This window comes from Pseudomonas sp. Pse1 (assembly GCF_024519635.1).
Taxonomy (GTDB): Bacteria; Pseudomonadota; Gammaproteobacteria; order Pseudomonadales; family Pseudomonadaceae; genus Aquipseudomonas.
Genome location: NZ_JALJRO010000003.1, coordinates 44,263 through 61,886, shown reverse-complemented (window position 1 = coordinate 61,886; position 17,624 = coordinate 44,263). Strand labels below are relative to the sequence as shown.

The window sequence follows — 17,624 nt, the reverse complement described above, 5'->3', positions numbered from 1 at the left end:
GAAAAGAACGCTTGCCGAAAGGATTTTGTCTAGGCAGAATCCGCTCCGTCCTAGGGGAGTAGTCTCCCACGAGCGCCACGCTCGTCCGGCATGCGTCAACATACTTGGTCCGAAGACCATGGCGCATGCGACCCAAGAGTCCGCACAGACGGACCGCAGGGTTTGACAAGACCTATGACACGCACACCTTACCCGGGGCGGGAAGGCTGTACGTGTCATAGCCGTGTCGACCCGCCCCTTGGGAAAAAACCTGATGTTGGACTCATTACTCGTTCCTACCGCAATAGTTGCCTTGGCCGAAATCGGCGACAAGACGCAACTCCTCGCGCTCATTCTCGCCGCTCGCTTCCGCAAACCCTGGCCAATCATCGCCGGTATCGTTGCCGCGACCCTGGCCAACCACGCTGCGGCCGGTGCGGTCGGCGCCTGGTTCAGTACGTTCTTCTCCGATTCGGTGCTGCACTGGATTCTCGCCGCCAGCTTCGCCGCCACGGCGCTGTGGACCCTGGTGCCGGACAAGATGGATGACGACGAGAGCAGCAGCGCGCGCAAGTACGGACCGTTCCTGACGACGCTGATCGCCTTCTTCCTCGCCGAGATGGGGGACAAGACCCAGGTCGCCACGGTCATGCTCGCAGCGCAGTACCCGGAACTGTGGCTGGTGATCATCGGCACCACCCTCGGCATGCTGATTGCCAACGTGCCGGTGGTATTGGCGGGCAACTTCGCCGCCGACAAACTGCCGCTGACCCTGATCCGTCGCCTGGCAGCGTCGGCGTTCCTGGTCCTGGCGTTGATTGCGGTTTACAAGGCAATGCAAACCAGTGGGTGGATTTGAAAGCAACTGCTAGCGGCAAGCTGCAAGTGTCACCCACTTGCAGCTTGTAGCTTGCGGCTTACTTTTTAGCGCTGTTGTAGAGCGGCATAACCTTCGGAATGGCCGCCTGCAGCGACGCGATACGGCTGCTGGAGGCCGGGTGGGTGCTCATGAACTCCGGTGGAGCACCTTCGGAAACCTTGCTCATCTTGTTCCACAAGGTGATCGCTGCGTTCGGGTCATACCCGGCGCGGGCCGACAGTTCGAGGCCGATCAGGTCGGCTTCGTTCTCGTTGGCACGGCTATTGGGCAGGGTCATGCCGTAGTTGGCCACGGTATCGGCCAGCGCCAGGGTGTCCTGACCAAGGCCGAGCAAGGCGCCTGCACCCTGCTTGGCCATTTCGATGCCATAGGCCTTGGACATCGCTTCTCGCCCGTGCTCGCGCAGGGCGTGGGCGATTTCATGGCCCATGATCGCGGCGATTTCGTCGTCGGTGAGTTTCAGCTTGTCGATCAGTCCGGTGTAAAAAATGATCTTGCCGCCAGGCCCGCAGTTGGCATTGAGCTCGTCACTCTTGATCAAATTGACTTCCCAATTCCATTGCGCCGCATCCGGGCGGAACACCGGTGCCTGGGCAATCAACCGCGTGGCAATCGCCTGGACGCGTTTGGCATCGCTGCTGGTCTTGTCCAGCACACCGTTGCTGCCCGCCTCGCCGACGGTCTTCTGGTACGACTGGGCGTACATCTGGTTGACCTCATCGGTCGAAAGCATGCTGAACATCCACTGCGAGCGCTCCACGCCCACCGCACCGCTCTTGGTGGTATTGACCGACTGGCAACCACTCAGCAACAGGCTGGCGCCCAGTGCACCCACAAGCCAAATCTTGTTCATTGAATTACTCCCTGAAAACATGGCGGTATCCTAGGCGGTGGCGAATCCGCGCGCCAGATGTAACAGACGCATAACGCGGCATTTCGCCGGAGAAAACCGCTGTTCGCGCTCAACCCGGGGTCAGGCACTCAGGGGCATTGAGTTTGGGATCATTGACCAGATTGGCCAGCACCCGCTCACGCAGGACGGCAGGCTCACTGGCGAGCTGTGCCTGAAGGGTGTGCAGCGGGGTGTCGGGATTAAGCCAGGCCTCCTGGCCTGCCGCATCGAGAATCAACGGTCGACGCTGACTGGCCGCCGGCTGGGTGATCACTGCCACACTCAGCCACACCTGCTCCTGCACCGGATAGGCTTCCCAGATCGCCGCAAAAAACAGCGACGAACCTTCGCCCGGCGTCAGCCAATAAGGTCGCTTGCGCGTGGTTCCACGCCACTCGTAGAAGCCGTTGGCTGGCAACAGGCAACGACGCTGGCGAAACGCCTCGCGGAACATCGGTTGCTCGGCGACGGTTTCCGCTCGGGCGTGAGCCGGCGTCTTCGACATATCCGTCAGCCACGGCGGGGTCAGCCCCCAACGCGCACGAGCCAAGGTGCGCTGGCCGGCCTCGGCGCGCAGGATGAGTACCGAATCATTGGGCGAAATATTCCACTGCGCCCGCTGATCAGCCGGAAATCCGGGCAAGGCCGCAAACGCGGGATTCCAGCGAAACAGGGCAAAACGTCCACACATGGGTTAACACGACTCTTGATCAAACGAGCGTCAGCCTAACAGACCAGCACACCCGGGAAGCTATCCGGTTCGTCGCCGGGCAGCGGCAAGGCGGCATTGTAGGCGGCGATCAGCTCGCGGGCGTACTGCGCCTGGTCATTTTCCACCGCCAGGCCCAATAGCCCGTATATCGGCAGCTCACCTGTCGCGCCGAGCAAATCACGCCCCACCAGATGCGCCTCAACGCCTTCGCTGGCGAGCATCCCCTGAAGCAACTCACCTTCCATCAGGTTTTCCGGCTCGTAAATGCGCTGCATGGCGCCCCCTCACTCGTTTTCGCTGTGAACTTCGAGCATCCACTCCACACCATCAGTCTGCAGAACGAAGGTAATCGGCCGGCAACAGACCGGACAGTCCTCAATATAGGTCTGATCACCTGCGGACAAATCCAGCGTGGCGTCGACGTCTTCACCACAATAAGGACATTCGTAGCGCTCGGTTTCCAGCATCGCGGTCTCCCAAGTGACTTGTGCGTATAATCGCCGGTCTATTTGCAGGGCTATTTTTGTTTGAGCTGATTTTTCAGACCGTACCCTGTGTGGATTTGATCCAATCCATTACTTACCCTAGCCGTTTCCAACAAGAGAGCATGATGGGCGAATTCGATGCCATCCGACCTTACGACGACAGCGAAGTCCCAGCCGTGCTGGCACGGCTGCTGAGCGACAAGGCATTTCTAGATATCCTCACGCACTTTCGCTTCCCGCGTTTTGCCGGGGCCCTGGGCTGGATGCTCAAACCTCTTATAGCTCATCGGCTGCGCCGTGAGTTTGCCGGTGTCACGTCGGTAGCCACACTGCAGGACAAGGTCGAGCACTATGTCGACCACACCATCGAGCGCGCGACCGATGGCGTGACTTACACCGGCGTCGAGCAGTTCAAATCCGGCAGTGCCTACCTGTTCCTGGCCAACCACCGCGACATCGTCATGGATCCAGCGTTCGTCAACTATGCGGTGTACCACGCCGGCCTGCCGACGCCGCGCATCGCGATTGGCGATAACTTGCTGCAAAAGCCTTTCGTCAGCGACCTGATGCGCCTGAACAAGAGTTTTATCGTGCACCGCTCGATCACCGGGCGACGCGAGAAGATGGCGGCCTATCAGTTGCTCTCGGCCTACATCAATCACTCGATCCGCAACGATTGCCAGTCGATCTGGATTGCCCAGGCCGAAGGCCGTGCCAAGGACGGTGACGACCGTACCGAATCGGCGATCCTCAAGATGTTCCACATGAGCCGCAAGGACGAGCCGTTCGCCGACGTCATCCAGTCGCTGAACCTGACGCCGGTCTCGATCAGCTACGAGTACGACCCGTGCGACCAGGACAAGGCACGCGAACTGTTCATCCGCGCCACGACCGGCAGCTACACCAAGGCGCCCGGTGAGGACGACGTGAGCATCGCCAAGGGCATTACCGGCTACAAGGGCCGGGTCCACGTGAACTTTGCTGCGCCGATCAGCGAGCGCTTCGAGGACACCAAGCAACTGGCAACCGAAATGGATCGGCAGATCCTCGGCGGCTATCGGCTGTTCCCGGTCCATTACCTGGCGTATGCCCAGTGGACAGACGCCGATCCGCAACTGCAGGTGCCGCGCGCGGCCGAGTTGTTCCCGGCCGAAGAGCTGGTCAAGGCCCAGCAAGAATGGCAGGGCCGCCTGGACGCCTGCCCCGCGGAACACCGTCCGTTCCTGGTGCTGCAGTACGCCACACCCGTGCGCAATCAGTATCGGGTCAAGGCGGGGTTGCCGCTGTGAGGCAAGGTTCGCGATAAAAAAACGGCGCTGAATAAGCGCCGTTTTTTTTCGCCTGGATCATAGCCGGGTGCTGAGCCACGACACCATCAATGCAACGCCGAGACAGGAAAAGCCAAAGGCATAGAAAAAACGGTTCATGCGCAGGGTGGCGATGCTCGACAGGTGCAGTCGCGTATCACCTTCTTCGCGTCCGGCCTGAGCGGCGAGCGTGGCGCGCGCCTGCTGCTCCCGGCGGCGCGTCACATGCAGCAACCAGCTGCCAGGGCAGGCAAACAGCAGGGCGAGCAGGTTGATCAGCTTGGCGGGATGAGCGGAAAACAGTGACCAGAGATGCAGTGACATCGGGAACCTCAAATGAAACAGGACAAGCGCGGCGCGAATTCTACCCAAACCCGCACGTCCTGCCCGGGCTTTCCGACAAAAAACGAAACATTCGCCGGACTAATGTCCTGCGTCACAGCTTCGTCATCTAATTAGGTCAGTCTGTCGCCCCTCGAAACCGCTGACATGGAGCCTGTCATGCTGCACGCTGAAAACCAGGATCGCCTCTACCTCATCACGCCGTCCGACGAACAGCAAATCCTTGTCGGCAGCCTGGCCTTCAACGTTCAGGATCGCCATTGGCTGGTCTATTGCGCCCTTGGCGGCCACCAGCACGCCGACCTGCCGGAAACCGACCTGCTGACCGGCGTCAGCGTTCTGGACTTTTACTCCCAAGCGGCGTGAACGCCTTAAGCGCATCCAAATCACCTGTGCATGAAAAAGCCCGGTGCCATTTCTGGCCACCGGGCTTTTTCATGACTGACCGCGATTATTCGGCGAGGATCTGACCGATGGTCGGGTCCTTGAACAGGCGCGTCAGTGCATCGCTCAACACATCGCTGACCAACTTGGTGTTGGTTTCCTGGTTCGGGGCCATGCCGAAACGTTGATCCAGCGAGGCACCGTAGCGACCGCTGTAGCGGCGGTTGGCGTTCTGCACATCGGAGCGGAAGGTCGCGCCGATGGTCGCTTCAGTCACATACAGGCCTTCTTTGGGCGACTGATACTTCAGTTCCGCCAGGGTCACGGTCAACTGCGGTGCATTCATTGCGCTGGAAGTCGGGGTGAAGCCCAGCAGGCGAACGGCCGCTTCGGCCTGGGCCTGCAACTTCGGCAGGATCTGCGCGCCCTGCACGGTGATAGCGCTGGTTTCCGGGTACATGCCACCACGGGTGCCCAGGGTCGGCGACGGACGCCCGTCCACTACCCGTACTACTACAGGCTGACCGTGGCCGACAGGCGCCAATTGGGTCGTCAGCTTCGGCTCGGGAGCCAGTTGCTGCGGACTATGGGCGCAGCCAACCAGGGTCAAGCTGGTCACAGTGATCAAACCGAACAACAGGCGTTGCAACATGCGCTTCTCTCCAGAATCAGGCACAAACAGAGCGCCAGTATAGCGGTGCGCGCGCACTGCAAACCAGCAACCCTGAACAGCCGCTGAAGACTTGTGCAATGTCAGATTTGTCCGACATTGGTAAAGAGAGTGTCATGCCACACTGATAACTTCTGCACCGTCACCCGTTCGAGGGCATCGCCATGCACTTTCTCTTGTCACTGTTCGCTCCACGTCGCAAATATCGCTACTTCGCTCGGCTCGACAGCAATGATTGCTGCGTGTCGTTCAAGCACTGCCATGTACCGCCAATGGGCGAGGGTTGGGTGGAAATCGAAGAAATTCGCCTCAACTGGTTGCACCAGCCACTGCCAGCAAGCGCCCGCCTGAGCCCGCGCGTTGCACGTGCGCGGTTGCACCCGGCACTGGTGAGTTGACCGAAGGCCTAATAAAACTCATTAAACACGACCATTTCCCTGCATTTCTTCGCTACAATCTCCCCCCGATTATAAGGACGTCTCCTGATCGGGCCTCGCAGCACCGTTGATACCTGCGTATCGACACCCCCGCACCGCCCACAGAGAGCCGCCCACACAGATCGAGTGAAGCTGGCGAGCTTGCTGTTTTTCCTGCAAATCACCACTTTTCGCGAATCTGCCAGAGCTGTCATGACGCTCGGCCACTGAGCTGCGGCGCAGATAGCCCTTTTTTGAGGTTCACGTCTTCAAAAGAGCGTGAAAAAACGGGTTTTCACAACTTCACAAGAGTGTGGCGAGCAAATGAATAGTTTTGCGTCTGAATATGCACCATTAGCGTCTACAACAGCCCAACGAAACAGGACCGAGCACGCCTCGAATTCCGGAGCCTGAAGCCTGTCCGCTACGGATTTGGTTGCACAAACGGACGTATCGACCATAAGTCGAATTGTCTCTCGCGCCTTGAAGTGAGTTCATAGGAACCCTGGGGCCGGAAGCTGACGTCTGTCGAAGTTGCAAAAAATTGCGAAGATTCGGACATGGCGATTCTGGCCATGGGTGACCTGGGGCGCTATAGAGCATGCCCCGTAACTCCTGGCAGCCATGCCGACAATTTGGTGCTGCAGATTTTGGAGACGCGTTAAATGGCGCATAACGAAGCAGTCGACGTAGTACTGGTTGGGGCCGGCATCATGAGTGCCACCCTGGCCGTACTGCTCAAAGAGCTCGACCCCGCGATCAAGCTGGAAGTCGTCGAGCTGATGGATTCCGGAGCCGCGGAGAGTTCCAACCCGTGGAACAACGCCGGTACCGGTCACGCGGGCCTGTGCGAGCTGAACTACACGCCGCAGGCCGCGGACGGCAGCGTCGACATCAAGAAAGCCGTGCACATCAACACCCAGTTCGAGGTGTCGAAGCAGTTCTGGTCGTACCTGACCCGCAAAGGCACGTTCGGCTCGTCGAAGACTTTCATCAGCCCGGTTCCGCATCTGAGCTTCGTGCAGGGTGACGCAGGCGTGTCGTTCCTCAAGGAGCGCTTCAACGTCCTGAAGCAGCACCACGCCTTCGCTGATATGGAATACACCGAAGACAAGTCCAAGATGGCAGAGTGGATGCCATTGATGATGCCTGGTCGCGACGCCGGCGAAACCCTCGCCGCCACCCGCGTAATCAATGGCACTGACGTCAACTTCGGCAACCTGACCAATCAACTGCTCAAGCACCTGACCAGCGCACCCGATGCCCAGGTCAAGTACTGCAAGCGCGTGACCGGTCTCAAGCGCAACGCCAATGGCTGGACCGTCAGCATCAAGGACGTCAACAGCGGCAATAGCCGCGAAGTCGACGCCAAGTTCGTCTTCCTCGGCGCCGGTGGCGCGGCCCTGCCGCTGCTGCAAGCTTCGGGTATCGAAGAGAGCAAAGGCTTTGGCGGCTTCCCGATCAGCGGCCAATGGCTGCGCTGCGACAACCCGGAAGTGGTCAAGCATCACCAGGCCAAGGTCTACAGCCAGGCCGCGGTAGGCTCGCCGCCGATGTCGGTGCCGCACCTCGACACCCGCGTAGTCGACGGCAAGAAGTCCCTGCTGTTCGGACCTTACGCCGGCTTCACCACCAAGTTCCTCAAGCACGGCTCCTTCATGGACCTGCCGATGTCGGTTCGCGCCGGCAACATCGGGCCGATGCTGGCCGTGGCGAAGAACAACATGGACCTGACCAAGTACCTGGTCAGCGAAGTGATGCAATCGATGGAGCAACGCCTGGAATCCCTGCGTCGCTTCTACCCCGAGGCGAAAGCCGAAGACTGGCGCCTGGAAGTGGCCGGCCAACGGGTGCAGATCATCAAGAAAGACCCGAAAAAAGGCGGCATCCTGCAATTCGGTACCGAACTGGTCGCCGCCAAGGACGGTTCCCTGGCCGCCCTGCTCGGCGCCTCGCCAGGCGCTTCGGTGACCGTTTCGATCATGCTTGAGCTGATCGAGAAGTGCTTCCCGAGCAAGGCCAAAGGTGAGTGGGCAGCCAAGCTGGCGGAGATCTTCCCGGCGCGGGAAAAGGTCCTGGAAACCGACGCGGCGCTGTATCGCAAGATCAATGCGCAGAACAACGTCGCCCTGGAACTGGTTGAAGCCAGCAGCGAGACCCCAAGCTTCGCTTGATCCTCGCCGATAAAAAACGCCCCGTTTTGTTGTAGAAAACGGGGCGTTTTTTTATGGTCCGGAAAAACTTAACCGCGGGCTTTTTCGATCAGCTCGATGTAGTCCGGCGCGTTGCGCTGATCCTTGATCAGGGCAACGAAATCATTGCCATGCTCGTCCAGGCCATTTACGTCGTAGCCGGCTTCGACGAAGAACGTCAGGAAGCGCTCGAAGTCGTCGATACGCAGGCCACGATAGGCCTTGATCAGTTTGTGCAGGGACGGTGAAGTCGCATCGACCGGTTCGAAATCAAGGAACAATTTGATCTGCCCATCGCCGATCTCGTCACCAATCACTTGTTTTTTGTCTTTACGCATTGCCGACTCCAGCTCGCAGATATTTCACGGGGCGGGCAGTTTACCCCTGCGCCGGCCCAAGCCTCAACGACAGGCTTCAGCGGGCACGTACAGTGCCCGTGTGCAGGTCGGCCCAGATGTGGCCGTTGGCATAGCTGAGGAATTGGCAGTACAGCGTGTCGTTGCGCAGCAAGTCCATTAACACCCGGTACTGGGCCATCGGGTAATACAGGCTGAGGGTCCGGGTCGCGGCGTCGTAGGCCGGCTTTTTCAGGCTTTTGCTTTCGCCGTCGAAGTTCACCAGCACCTGGCTGATGCTCGCGCCCTTGTTCAGGGACTTACCCTTGAGGCGAATCAGCACCGGCGAGGTCACTGGAATCGGTTGCTGATTGGATTGGCGCTGGCTGCCTACCACCACCGAATAATCGGTGATCTGCAGCAATTGTTGCTGCTCGGGTGGGGTATCGCGCAGGCTCAGGTCGTCCGGCGGTAAAAATTGCCCGTGCATTACCGCTGGCGCGGCGGCCAGGGGCAGGCTGAAGCTCAGCAACAGGACGGCGCAACTGCGAATCAAAGGGCTCATGACGGGCTCCGGAACGGGGCCCAGCACTGTAACAGTGTGCCGCTTGGCGTCAATCGAACTGCGCGCGCATCCAGGCGTGATACTCGGCAACACCCGACTCGCCTTCGCGCGGAGCCCAGTGCGCATGTTCACCCTCGCCCACCGGCCGATAGGGCCCGGACTTGCACTCGAACATCACGCTGTCCGCCTCCAGCACCACCAGGCCGTGATAGACCCGGGCCGGCAGGTCGACGCCCAAGGTATCGGCGCCCATCTCCAGGACACGTTTGGCCACTACCTGGCCGGCCTCGTCGAAAATCAGCACGCCGAGGCGGCCCTTGAGCACCAGCAGGGTTTCGGCCTTGTCGTCACTGAGATGGCGGTGCGGAGGGATGTAGGTCGACGGCTGCAAACCCACGGCCATGCGGTGGCAAGGCTCTTCCATCTGATGGAAGTTGTGATGCTGGCGACCGCGGGGACTGGCCGCAGCCTTCTCGGCCAGTTGCGCGAACAGGGCTTGATCAAGAAAGCTGGGCGTCGTCATGCTTACATTCCTTTAACGGCAAAAATCCCGTTGGCGTTGCGCCAGTAGCCTTTGTAATCCATGCCATAACCGAAGATGTAGCGGTCCACGCAGGGCAAGCCAACGAAGTCGGCCTTGAGGTCCGGACGCGCCTTGCGCTGGTGGTCTTTGTCGATCAGCACGGCGGTATGCACCTGACGGGCACCGGCGTGCTTGCAGAAGTCGATGATCGCGCCCAAGGTGTGGCCTTCATCGAGGATGTCATCGATGATCAGCACGTCACGGTCGATGAAAGAGACTTCCGGCTTGGCTTTCCAGAACAGGTCGCCGCCGCTGGTTTCGTTGCGATAGCGGGTCGCGTGCAAGTAGGACGCTTCGAGCGGGAACTGCAAATGAGTCAGCAGTTTGCCGGCAAAAATCAGTCCGCCGTTCATCACGCAGAACACCACCGGATTGCTCTCGGCCAGTTGCTCGTTGATGTGTGCACCGACGCGGGCAATGGCGGCCTCGACTTCAGCTTCGGTGTACAGGCAGTCAGCCTCTCGCATGATTTGACGGATATGCTCGAGATCAGCGGACATGGTGCTCTCCAAGGGGGTGGCGGATTCGGAAAAGCGAGCAAAGGTACGCATCCCGCTGCGTCGAATCAAGCGTTTCTGGACTAACGTACTGATTGTCTATAGGACAACAACCTCGGATAGATTAATCTAGGCCGGTTTTTTTGCCCGCCGCCGGAGCCTTTCCCTATGCCCATCCGTGAGATCCGCCATCCGCTGATCCGACACAAACTTGGCCTTATGCGCCGTGCAGACATTAGCACGAAGAATTTCCGCGAGCTTGCTCAGGAAGTCGGAGCCCTGCTGACCTACGAGGCCACCAAAGACCTGCCCCTTGAAACCTACGACATTGATGGCTGGTGCGGCACCGTATCGGTCGAAAAAATCGCCGGCAAGAAAATTACCGTAGTGCCGATCCTGCGCGCCGGCATCGGCATGCTCGAAGGCGTGCTCAGCCTGATCCCGGGCGCGAAGGTCAGCGCCGTGGGCGTGGCTCGCAACGAGGAAACCCTCGAAGCGCACACCTATCTGGAGAAACTGGTACCGGAAATCGACGAGCGGTTGGCCATGATCATCGACCCGATGCTGGCCACCGGCGGTTCAATGGTTGCGACCATCGACCTGCTGAAAAAGGCCGGTTGCAAGGAGATCTGCGCCATGGTCCTGGTCGCCGCTCCCGAAGGCATCGCCGTGGTCGAGAAAGCTCACCCGGATGTGACCATCTATACCGCCTCGATCGACGAAAAACTCAACGAGCACGGCTACATCATTCCTGGCCTGGGCGATGCTGGCGACAAGATCTTCGGCACCAAGCAGAAGGACGCGTAACCATGCAGGATGAGTTCAACGACCCGCTCTGGCGCCAGGTCTTGTCTGGCGCGCAGATGCTGTTCGTGGCATTTGGCGCGCTGGTGTTGATGCCACTGATTACCGGCCTCGACCCCAACGTCGCGCTGTTCACGGCGGGTCTGGGGACTCTGCTGTTCCAGCTCGTGACCGGCCGCCAGGTACCCGTGTTTCTGGCCTCGAGCTTTGCCTTCATCACCCCGATCATTCTCGCCAAGGGCCAGTTCGGCCTCGCGGCGACCATGGGTGGCGTGATGGCCGCCGGCTTCGTCTACACCTTCCTCGGCCTGGCCGTGAAGATCAAAGGCACCGGCTTTATTGACCGCCTGCTGCCACCGGTGGTGATTGGCCCGGTGATCATCTCGATCGGCCTGGCGATGGCGCCGATTGCCGCCAACATGGCCATGGGCAAGGCCGGTGACGGTAGCGAGCTGATTCATTACCAGACGGCAATGATGATCTCGATGCCAGCACTGCTGACCACCTTGATCGTGGCGGTGTTCGGCAAAGGCATCTTCCGTCTGGTGCCGATCATCTCCGGCGTGCTGGTGGGCTTTGCCATGGCGTTTTTCTTCGGCGTGGTCGACACCGCGAAAATCGCTGCGGCGCCCTGGTTCGCCCTGCCGCACTTCACCGCGCCCGAATTCAACTGGCAGGCGATCCTGTTCATTGTTCCAGTGGCGCTGGCACCGGCCATTGAGCACATCGGCGGGGTTATCGCGGTCGGCAGCGTGACTGGTCGCGACTACCTGAAAAAACCCGGCCTGCATCGCACGCTGTTCGGTGACGGCATCGCCACCACTGCCGCCGGCATGCTTGGCGGCCCGCCCAACACCACCTACGCCGAAGTGACTGGCGCGGTGATGTTGACCAAAAACTACAACCCGAAAATCATGACCTGGGCGGCAATCTTCGCCATCAGCCTGGCATTTATCGGTAAGTTCGGCGCGCTGCTGCAGAGCATTCCGGTGCCGGTGATGGGCGGCATTCTTTGCCTGCTGTTCGGTTCGATTGCTGCGGTGGGCATGAACACCATGATCCGCCACAAGATCGACCTCGGCGAAGCACGTAACCTGGTGATCGTCTCGGTGACCCTGGTGTTCGGGATTGGCGGTGTGCTGATTGGAACCGGTACCGGTCCGGACGACTTCGGCCTGAAGGGCATCGCGCTGTGCGCCATTGTGGCAATTGCACTGAACCTGATCCTGCCCGGCAACGATGGCTGGAAGAACAAGCAGCCGGATGAGCCTTTGCTTTAAGCCGTTGGATAATCCGCTGCCCCAGGGTTTTCAGCAACCCTGGGGCAGCGGGCTCAGCCTTTTCGCGGGCAAGTCGAATCGTCGCACCGCCGCTCCCACAAGAACTCCGCTGTTCAGTTTGATAGTGCCAATGGCGCCCGCTCGCACAAGCTGTTCAACGCCTTCGCCCACTGCGGGTTGTCGTTGAGACAGGGCACCAGCACCAACTCCTCGCCTCCGGCCTCGCGGAACTGTTCCAGGCCACGATCACCAATTTCCTCCAGAGTCTCGATGCAATCGGCGACGAACGCCGGGCACATCACGAGGATCTTCTTCGCGCCGCTTTTGCCCAGCTCATCAAGACGCGCCTCGGTGTAAGGCTCGATCCACTTTGCCCGGCCCAGTCGCGATTGGAATGCCACCGACCATTTGCCGTCCGGCAAGCCCAGACGTTTGGCAAAAGCGGCCGCGGTGCGCAGGCATTGCGCGCGATAACAGGTGGCAACCACTTCGGCAGGCGCCCGGGCGCAACAATTGCCATCCGCCTCGAAGCAATGACCTGGATTAAGCTTTTTCAGGTGCCGCTCTGGCAGGCCATGGAAGCTCAGCAACAGGTGATCGTAGTCCTGTTCCAGGTAAGGCTGGGCGCTGGCCGCGAGCGCCTCGATGTATTCGGCCTGATCGTAGAACGGCTGGAGAATCGAGAATTGCACGGCGAGCTTTTTCTCGCGCACCACCCGCTTCGCCTCCTCTATCACCGTGGTCACGGTGCTGTCGGCGAACTGTGGATACAGCGGCGCCAGAGTGATCTTGCGAATGCCCTGCGCAGCCAGGCGGGTGAGCACCGTTTCGATCGACGGCTCGCCGTAGCGCATGGCCAACTCCACCGGGCCATGAGTCCACTGCGTCGTCATTGCCTGCTGCAGGCGCTTGCTGAGTACCACCAGTGGCGAGCCCTCGTCCCACCAGATCGAAGCATAGGCATGGGCCGATTGCTCGGGACGCTTGATCAGGATCAGCGACACCAGCAACCGCCGCACCGGCCACGGCAGGTCAATCACGTAAGGGTCCATAAGGAATTGATTGAGGTAGCTGCGCACGTCCGCCACCTGAGTGGAAGCGGGCGAACCCAGATTGACCAGGAGCAACGCGTGATCGGTCATGCAACGTCCTATTTCAAAGGCGGCTGGACAGGTCATCCAGAGCCGCGCGCAAATCAGTGAAACGAAAAATGTACCCCGCCGCCAGCAACCGCGCCGGCGTCGCGCGCTGGCCACCCAGCAGCAACAGGGACAACTCGCCAAGGCCAACCTTCAGTGCGAAAGCTGGCATGGGCATAAACGCCGGCCGGTGCAGAACAGCGGCCAGGGTCTTGGCAAACTCGCGATTGCGTACCGGTTTTGGCGCGCAGGCATTATAGGGACCGCTGGTCGAATTCTGATGCAGAAGAAAATCAATCAGGCCGATTTGATCATCGATATGAATCCACGGCATCCACTGCCGACCATTGCCGATAGGCCCGCCCAGCCCGGCTTTGAAGGGCAGTAACAGGCGCGACAAAAAGCCGCCCTGCGCCGACAGCACCAAACCGGTTCGTATCAATACCACGCGCATGCCCAAGGCTTCGGCACGCTGTGCGGTTTCCTCCCAGGCGATGCACAACTGACTGGCGAAGTCTTCGCTGACCGGAGGCGAATCCTCGGTCAGTTCACGCTCGCCACCGTCGCCGTACCAACCGACGGCCGAACCGGAAATCAGCACCTGCGGTTTTTGCCCTCGACTCTCCAGCCAGGCCAGCAAGGTTTCCGTCAGGCTGATCCGACTGCTCCATAGCAGCGTCTTGCGCCGGTGGGTCCAGAGTCGATCGGCGATCGGCGCTCCCGCCAGATTGATCACTGCATCCACCGGCACCTCGCCCAAATCTTCCAGACGGGCAATGCCGCGCACCTGAGCGCCACACAAATTCGGCACTTGTTCCGGCTTGCGACTCCACACCGTCAAGCTGTGGCCCTGGCTCGACCAGTGCCGGCAAAGCTCGCGTCCGATCAAACCAGTACCGCCGGTCAGCAATATGTGCATGACTTGTTCCTCGCGTGGCGTTTTACCTCGATCACTAGTCTATTTTTATAAGCAGGGACGTTTCTGATCGAGCAGGTTCTATGATTAACCATAGGCCAAGTGGTCAGAACCAGAACGCTGGAAGTTATACCAAAAAATATAATTGTACAGGTTTAATCCCCGGCGTAGCCTGTAGAGAAAGGTAAACGAGGCCCTTATGACTCTACCCATTGCAATCATCGGCACCGGCATCGCCGGGCTCTCCGCCGCCCAGGCTTTGCAGAAGACCGGGTATACCGTGCAGTTGTTCGACAAAAGCCGTGGGAGTGGCGGCCGGATGTCGAGCAAACGCAGCGACGCCGGTTCACTGGACATGGGCGCGCAATATTTCACCGCACGCGATCGTCGTTTTGTTACCGAAGTCCAGCGTTGGCAAAGTCAGGGGTGGGCTGCCGAGTGGACGCCGCAACTGTACAATTTTCAAGGCGGCCAACTGAGCCCTTCGCCTGACGAGCAGACTCGCTGGGTCGGCACTCCGCGCATGAGCGCTATTACCCGTGGCCTTATCGGTGACCAGGAAGTGCATTTCGCCTGCCGGATCACCGAAGTCTTTCGCGGTGAAGAACATTGGCATCTGCAAGACGCCGAAGGCTTTACCCATGGTCCCTTCAGCCATGTGATCATCGCCACGCCTGCACCTCAGGCGACGGCCCTGCTGGCGGCCGCACCGAAACTCGCCGGAGTGGCGGCCGGGGTTAAAATGGACCCGACCTGGGCGGTTGCACTGGCGTTCGACACACCGCTCGACACCGATATGCAAGGCTGCTTCGTCCAGGACAGCCCCCTCGACTGGCTGGCGTGCAATCGCAGCAAACCTGGCCGCGACAGCAGCCATGACACCTGGATCCTCCACGCCACCAGCAACTGGAGTCGGCAACATATCGACCTGTCCAAGGAAGCGGTGATTGAACAACTGCACGGTGCTTTCGCCGAACTGCTGCACAGTGCGATGCCCGCCCCGACTTTCAGCCTGGCCCATCGCTGGCTGTACGCCCGCCCCGCCAGCAGCCATGAATGGGGGGTGCTCGCCGACGCCGACCTGGGCTTGTATGCCTGTGGTGACTGGTGCCTTTCGGGTCGCGTAGAAGGTGCCTGGCTAAGCGGTCAGGAAGCCGCACGCCGGTTGCACGAACACCTGCAGTAAAGTCGTATTTCCTCGCCAGCTGCTGACGCCCGGACAGCAGCCTCGCGAAAACCTATACAAAAAAATTGACTTGTAGACCCTTGGTTCTATGATTAAGCCATGTTGTACAGAAATATAAATCTGTACAGGTTTAATGAGAAGCCATCGATGTCCAGCGAACGCCCCAACAAACCGAAGATAGCCATCAGTGCCTGCCTGCTGGGTGCCGAGGTGCGCTACAACGCCGGGCATAAAAACTCCCGGCTGTGCAGTGAAGTCCTCCGTGACTATTTCGATTTCGTCCCGGTATGCCCTGAAGTTGCAATCGGACTGGGAATCCCTCGCGAGCCGATTCGCCTCGTCGGCGACGCACACCAACCTCGCGCCATCGGTACCGTGGACGCCCAACTGGATGTCACCCAACCGCTGGCCGACTACGGTCACCGCATGGCGAACGAGTTGGCAGATATCTGCGGCTATATCTTCATGCAGAAGTCCCCCTCCTGCGGGCTGGAGCGGGTCAAGCTCTACCATCCCAGGGGCCACGTGCAAGACGGCGGCACCCGTGGCATTTATGCCAGGGCGTTCTGCGATCGGCACCCAGACCTGCCGGTGGAAGAAGACGGACGACTCAACGACCCGGTACTGCGTGAAAACTTTCTGACCCGGGTCTTTGCCTACTCCGCCTGGCAGGAGCTGCTGCGAAACGGCTTGAGCCGCCGCAGCCTGACCGACTTCCATGCACGCTACAAATACCAGCTCATGGCCCATAACCCGGTGCAATACAAAGCCTTGGGCAAACTACTGGGCGACATGGGCACGACCGACGCCAGAGAACTCGGCCCACGTTATTTCAGCGCATTGATGACCGCACTTAAGCAGTGCGCGACCCGCGGCACCCACAGCAACGTGCTGCAGCACCTGAGTGGCTACTTCAAACAAAGCATCAGCCGCGAAGACAAACAGGAAATCCAGCACGTCATTGGCCAATACCGCCAGGGCATTGTGCCGCTGGTGGTGCCCTTGACTCTGCTCAAGCACCACCTGCGCCATCACCCCGATCCCTACATCGCACAACAGGTTTACCTGCAGCCTCATCCGGAAAATCTCAGCCTGAGAAATGCGATCTGAATGAACAGCTCATCCGCAACGCCACCGCTTACCGACAACCCCGGCGCCGACTACCAAAAGGCGCTGGACGAAGGTTGGCTGCCAATACGCGAGGTGGCTCGACTGACCGGCGTCAACGCCGTCACGTTGCGAGCCTGGGAGCGACGCTACGGCCTGGTCGTACCGCTGCGTACACCCAAGGGACACCGGCTGTTTTCCAGCGAGCATGTCCAACGCATTCAGGACGTCCTGACTTGGCTCAACCGCGGCGTAGCGGTCAGTCAGGTCAAGGCACTGCTCGACAACAACCATGCACTCGTCCCGCCGGTGGAAAACGACTGGCAACAGTTGCGCCAGAACCTGGTGCAGGCTATCGGCAAGCTGGCTGAGCGTCAGGTCGACGATCTGTTCAATCAGGCCATGGCCCTCTATCCGCCACGCACCCTGTGCGAACAACTGTTGCTGCCGTTGCTGGCTGAACTCGAACAGCGCTGGCAAGGACTGTTTGGCGCACAGATGGAGCGCACCTTTTTCCATGGCTGGTTGCGCAGCAAATTTGGCGCGCGGATCTACCACAACAATCGCCAGGTTCGCGGATCTCCGGTACTACTGGTCAATCAATCCGAAGTGCCGTTCGAACCCCATCTATGGCTTGCTGCGTGGCTCATCAGCAGTGCCGATTGTCCGGTGGAAGTGTTTGACGGCCCATTACCGGCCGCAGAGCTTGCGCTGGCAACCGACCACCTTCAAGCCCGTGTCGCCCTGCTGTATTCGAGCAGGACGAGCAACCTTAAAAACCTGGTGAAACTTCTGAACGCTTCCAGATGCCCAACGCTAATCGCCGGATCCACTGTGACTATCCACAGCAATGAGTTGTCGGCGATTACCCACGAAATGGTCAATGTGTACCTGGCTGAAGATCCCTTGTCGGCCCATCAGGTATTGATCCAGCGAGGGCTGATTTAATGTCT

Annotated in this window: 22 protein-coding genes and 1 riboswitch; of the genes, 10 read left to right on the top strand and 12 right to left on the bottom strand. The window is 59.7% G+C overall.

Annotation, left to right across the window (positions count from 1 at the left end; all coding sequences use genetic code 11):
* The first annotated feature begins 41 nt into the window (after positions 1 to 41).
* A riboswitch (yybP-ykoY riboswitch) is annotated at positions 42 to 163 on the top strand.
* A 93-nt stretch (positions 164 to 256) separates the two neighbouring features.
* Positions 257 to 838: a TMEM165/GDT1 family protein gene (locus NR126_RS05370; protein WP_177327266.1), complete on the top strand. Its 582-nt coding sequence runs from the start codon at positions 257 to 259 to the stop codon at positions 836 to 838.
* Between the two features lie 58 nt (positions 839 to 896).
* Here the strand turns inward: NR126_RS05370 and NR126_RS05365 are convergent, their stop codons facing one another.
* From NR126_RS05365 to NR126_RS05350, 4 genes are all read right to left on the bottom strand, one after another.
* Positions 897 to 1,712, bottom strand: coding sequence for a M48 family metallopeptidase (locus tag NR126_RS05365; RefSeq protein WP_256829843.1), 816 nt, complete (start codon positions 1,710 to 1,712; stop codon positions 897 to 899).
* Between the two features lie 109 nt (positions 1,713 to 1,821).
* Positions 1,822 to 2,442, bottom strand: coding sequence for an SOS response-associated peptidase (locus NR126_RS05360; protein WP_256829842.1), 621 nt, complete (start codon positions 2,440 to 2,442; stop codon positions 1,822 to 1,824).
* 35 nt (positions 2,443 to 2,477) lie between these two features.
* The gene (locus tag NR126_RS05355; protein WP_027619516.1) at positions 2,478 to 2,738 is read right to left on the bottom strand and encodes a putative signal transducing protein; all 261 of its coding nucleotides are present in this window, start codon (positions 2,736 to 2,738) and stop codon (positions 2,478 to 2,480) included.
* 9 nt (positions 2,739 to 2,747) lie between these two features.
* Positions 2,748 to 2,930, bottom strand: a complete 183-nt coding sequence (locus NR126_RS05350; protein WP_027619515.1) for a CPXCG motif-containing cysteine-rich protein — start codon at positions 2,928 to 2,930, stop codon at positions 2,748 to 2,750.
* Between the two features lie 140 nt (positions 2,931 to 3,070).
* On the opposite strand from NR126_RS05350, the gene NR126_RS05345 reads away from it, so the two are divergent.
* Positions 3,071 to 4,237, top strand: a complete 1,167-nt coding sequence (locus NR126_RS05345) for a 1-acyl-sn-glycerol-3-phosphate acyltransferase (RefSeq protein ID WP_033866276.1) — start codon at positions 3,071 to 3,073, stop codon at positions 4,235 to 4,237.
* Positions 4,238 to 4,294: 57 nt separating this feature from the next.
* Here the strand turns inward: NR126_RS05345 and NR126_RS05340 are convergent, their stop codons facing one another.
* Positions 4,295 to 4,579 carry a hypothetical protein gene (locus NR126_RS05340; RefSeq protein WP_027619513.1) on the bottom strand — a complete coding sequence of 95 codons (285 nt, stop codon included), beginning with the start codon at positions 4,577 to 4,579 and terminating at the stop codon, positions 4,295 to 4,297.
* Positions 4,580 to 4,756: 177 nt separating this feature from the next.
* On the opposite strand from NR126_RS05340, the gene NR126_RS05335 reads away from it, so the two are divergent.
* Entirely contained in the window at positions 4,757 to 4,963 is a 207-nt protein-coding gene (locus NR126_RS05335; protein ID WP_027619512.1) for a hypothetical protein, read from the top strand.
* An 85-nt stretch (positions 4,964 to 5,048) separates the two neighbouring features.
* Here NR126_RS05335 and NR126_RS05330 read toward each other — a convergent pair whose 3' ends face one another.
* The gene (locus NR126_RS05330) at positions 5,049 to 5,633 is read right to left on the bottom strand and encodes a YajG family lipoprotein (protein WP_027619511.1); all 585 of its coding nucleotides are present in this window, start codon (positions 5,631 to 5,633) and stop codon (positions 5,049 to 5,051) included.
* Between the two features lie 182 nt (positions 5,634 to 5,815).
* Here NR126_RS05330 and NR126_RS05325 point away from each other — a divergent pair, with 182 nt between their 5' ends.
* Positions 5,816 to 6,049, top strand: coding sequence for a hypothetical protein (locus NR126_RS05325; protein ID WP_027619510.1), 234 nt, complete (start codon positions 5,816 to 5,818; stop codon positions 6,047 to 6,049).
* Between the two features lie 683 nt (positions 6,050 to 6,732).
* The gene (gene mqo / locus NR126_RS05320; RefSeq protein ID WP_027619509.1) at positions 6,733 to 8,241 is read left to right on the top strand and encodes a malate dehydrogenase (quinone); all 1,509 of its coding nucleotides are present in this window, start codon (positions 6,733 to 6,735) and stop codon (positions 8,239 to 8,241) included.
* Positions 8,242 to 8,309: 68 nt separating this feature from the next.
* On the opposite strand, the gene NR126_RS05315 is transcribed toward mqo, so the two are convergent.
* From NR126_RS05315 to NR126_RS05300, 4 genes are all read right to left on the bottom strand, one after another.
* On the bottom strand, positions 8,310 to 8,597 hold the full coding sequence (locus NR126_RS05315; protein ID WP_027619508.1) for a PA4642 family protein: 288 nt from the start codon (positions 8,595 to 8,597) through the stop codon (positions 8,310 to 8,312).
* 76 nt (positions 8,598 to 8,673) lie between these two features.
* Complete coding sequence (locus tag NR126_RS05310; protein ID WP_027619507.1) at positions 8,674 to 9,159, bottom strand: hypothetical protein; 486 nt, start codon at positions 9,157 to 9,159, stop codon at positions 8,674 to 8,676.
* 49 nt (positions 9,160 to 9,208) lie between these two features.
* Positions 9,209 to 9,682 carry a WbuC family cupin fold metalloprotein gene (locus tag NR126_RS05305; RefSeq protein ID WP_027619506.1) on the bottom strand — a complete coding sequence of 158 codons (474 nt, stop codon included), beginning with the start codon at positions 9,680 to 9,682 and terminating at the stop codon, positions 9,209 to 9,211.
* Between the two features lie 2 nt (positions 9,683 to 9,684).
* A complete protein-coding gene (locus NR126_RS05300; protein WP_027619505.1) occupies positions 9,685 to 10,242 on the bottom strand; it encodes a hypoxanthine-guanine phosphoribosyltransferase in 558 nt (185 codons plus the stop codon).
* Between the two features lie 165 nt (positions 10,243 to 10,407).
* Here NR126_RS05300 and upp point away from each other — a divergent pair, with 165 nt between their 5' ends.
* Both upp and NR126_RS05290 read left to right on the top strand, forming a co-directional pair.
* The gene (gene upp / locus NR126_RS05295; RefSeq protein WP_027619504.1) at positions 10,408 to 11,046 is read left to right on the top strand and encodes a uracil phosphoribosyltransferase; all 639 of its coding nucleotides are present in this window, start codon (positions 10,408 to 10,410) and stop codon (positions 11,044 to 11,046) included.
* 2 nt (positions 11,047 to 11,048) lie between these two features.
* Positions 11,049 to 12,323 carry a uracil-xanthine permease family protein gene (locus NR126_RS05290; RefSeq protein WP_256829838.1) on the top strand — a complete coding sequence of 425 codons (1,275 nt, stop codon included), beginning with the start codon at positions 11,049 to 11,051 and terminating at the stop codon, positions 12,321 to 12,323.
* A gap of 113 nt (positions 12,324 to 12,436) precedes the next feature.
* On the opposite strand, the gene hemH is transcribed toward NR126_RS05290, so the two are convergent.
* Entirely contained in the window at positions 12,437 to 13,465 is a 1,029-nt protein-coding gene (hemH, locus tag NR126_RS05285) for a ferrochelatase (protein WP_027619502.1), read from the bottom strand.
* Positions 13,466 to 13,478: 13 nt separating this feature from the next.
* Positions 13,479 to 14,381 carry a TIGR01777 family oxidoreductase gene (locus NR126_RS05280; RefSeq protein WP_256829837.1) on the bottom strand — a complete coding sequence of 301 codons (903 nt, stop codon included), beginning with the start codon at positions 14,379 to 14,381 and terminating at the stop codon, positions 13,479 to 13,481.
* Between the two features lie 196 nt (positions 14,382 to 14,577).
* On the opposite strand from NR126_RS05280, the gene NR126_RS05275 reads away from it, so the two are divergent.
* The 3 genes from NR126_RS05275 to NR126_RS05265 all read left to right on the top strand — a co-directional run bounded on the left by NR126_RS05275 (position 14,578) and on the right by NR126_RS05265 (position 17,619).
* On the top strand, positions 14,578 to 15,564 hold the full coding sequence (locus tag NR126_RS05275; protein ID WP_027619500.1) for an NAD(P)/FAD-dependent oxidoreductase: 987 nt from the start codon (positions 14,578 to 14,580) through the stop codon (positions 15,562 to 15,564).
* A gap of 147 nt (positions 15,565 to 15,711) precedes the next feature.
* Positions 15,712 to 16,674 (top strand): DUF523 and DUF1722 domain-containing protein, encoded by a 963-nt coding sequence (locus NR126_RS05270; RefSeq protein ID WP_256829836.1) that lies wholly within the window; start codon positions 15,712 to 15,714, stop codon positions 16,672 to 16,674.
* On the top strand, positions 16,675 to 17,619 hold the full coding sequence (locus NR126_RS05265; RefSeq protein WP_027619498.1) for a MerR family transcriptional regulator: 945 nt from the start codon (positions 16,675 to 16,677) through the stop codon (positions 17,617 to 17,619). It abuts the gene before it with no gap.
* Positions 17,620 to 17,624: the final 5 nt, after the last annotated feature.

Coding starts and splice junctions, on each gene's coding strand:
- NR126_RS05365 (WP_256829843.1), bottom strand. CDS start 1,712: ATGAACAAGATTTGGCTTGTGGGTGCACTGGGCGCCAGCCTGTTGCTG.
- NR126_RS05360 (WP_256829842.1), bottom strand. CDS start 2,442: ATGTGTGGACGTTTTGCCCTGTTTCGCTGGAATCCCGCGTTTGCGGCC.
- NR126_RS05355 (WP_027619516.1), bottom strand. CDS start 2,738: ATGCAGCGCATTTACGAGCCGGAAAACCTGATGGAAGGTGAGTTGCTT.
- NR126_RS05350 (WP_027619515.1), bottom strand. CDS start 2,930: ATGCTGGAAACCGAGCGCTACGAATGTCCTTATTGTGGTGAAGACGTC.
- NR126_RS05345 (WP_033866276.1), top strand. CDS start 3,071: ATGATGGGCGAATTCGATGCCATCCGACCTTACGACGACAGCGAAGTC.
- NR126_RS05340 (WP_027619513.1), bottom strand. CDS start 4,579: ATGTCACTGCATCTCTGGTCACTGTTTTCCGCTCATCCCGCCAAGCTG.
- NR126_RS05335 (WP_027619512.1), top strand. CDS start 4,757: ATGCTGCACGCTGAAAACCAGGATCGCCTCTACCTCATCACGCCGTCC.
- NR126_RS05330 (WP_027619511.1), bottom strand. CDS start 5,633: ATGTTGCAACGCCTGTTGTTCGGTTTGATCACTGTGACCAGCTTGACC.
- NR126_RS05325 (WP_027619510.1), top strand. CDS start 5,816: ATGCACTTTCTCTTGTCACTGTTCGCTCCACGTCGCAAATATCGCTAC.
- mqo (WP_027619509.1), top strand. CDS start 6,733: ATGGCGCATAACGAAGCAGTCGACGTAGTACTGGTTGGGGCCGGCATC.
- NR126_RS05315 (WP_027619508.1), bottom strand. CDS start 8,597: ATGCGTAAAGACAAAAAACAAGTGATTGGTGACGAGATCGGCGATGGG.
- NR126_RS05310 (WP_027619507.1), bottom strand. CDS start 9,159: ATGAGCCCTTTGATTCGCAGTTGCGCCGTCCTGTTGCTGAGCTTCAGC.
- NR126_RS05305 (WP_027619506.1), bottom strand. CDS start 9,682: ATGACGACGCCCAGCTTTCTTGATCAAGCCCTGTTCGCGCAACTGGCC.
- NR126_RS05300 (WP_027619505.1), bottom strand. CDS start 10,242: ATGTCCGCTGATCTCGAGCATATCCGTCAAATCATGCGAGAGGCTGAC.
- upp (WP_027619504.1), top strand. CDS start 10,408: ATGCCCATCCGTGAGATCCGCCATCCGCTGATCCGACACAAACTTGGC.
- NR126_RS05290 (WP_256829838.1), top strand. CDS start 11,049: ATGCAGGATGAGTTCAACGACCCGCTCTGGCGCCAGGTCTTGTCTGGC.
- hemH (WP_027619502.1), bottom strand. CDS start 13,465: ATGACCGATCACGCGTTGCTCCTGGTCAATCTGGGTTCGCCCGCTTCC.
- NR126_RS05280 (WP_256829837.1), bottom strand. CDS start 14,381: ATGCACATATTGCTGACCGGCGGTACTGGTTTGATCGGACGCGAGCTT.
- NR126_RS05275 (WP_027619500.1), top strand. CDS start 14,578: ATGACTCTACCCATTGCAATCATCGGCACCGGCATCGCCGGGCTCTCC.
- NR126_RS05270 (WP_256829836.1), top strand. CDS start 15,712: ATGTCCAGCGAACGCCCCAACAAACCGAAGATAGCCATCAGTGCCTGC.
- NR126_RS05265 (WP_027619498.1), top strand. CDS start 16,675: ATGAACAGCTCATCCGCAACGCCACCGCTTACCGACAACCCCGGCGCC.